We start from the raw sequence: 276 nt of genomic DNA on the forward strand, positions 1-276 counted from the left end.
AGATGATCAGGTAGATAGGATGGAAGTGGAAGTGCTGCGAGGCATGGAGCGGACCATTACTAATCGATCGAGGACTTAACCAAGTAAAGAAAACGTGAGTTTTCGGTGAAAGAGATAAATGATATCTAGTTTTGAGAGAATAAAATCTCAAGTAAATAGTGCGGTGATGATGGCACGAAGGATACACCTGTTCCCATTCCGAACACAGAAGTTAAGCTTCGTAACGCCGAGAGTAGTTAGAGGAACGCCTCTTGCGAGGGTAGGAAGTCGCCGTGC

At 45.3% G+C, this 276-nt stretch carries 1 rRNA gene; it reads left to right on the forward strand.

The annotated features are described in order from the left end of the window. Nucleotides 1-159 precede the first annotated feature (159 nt). Nucleotides 160-276, forward strand: a 5S ribosomal RNA gene (gene rrf / locus OZJ21_RS09845).

Source organism: Ligilactobacillus sp. UO.C109 (genome assembly GCF_026847815.1).
Classification (GTDB): domain Bacteria; phylum Bacillota; class Bacilli; order Lactobacillales; family Lactobacillaceae; genus Ligilactobacillus; species Ligilactobacillus salivarius.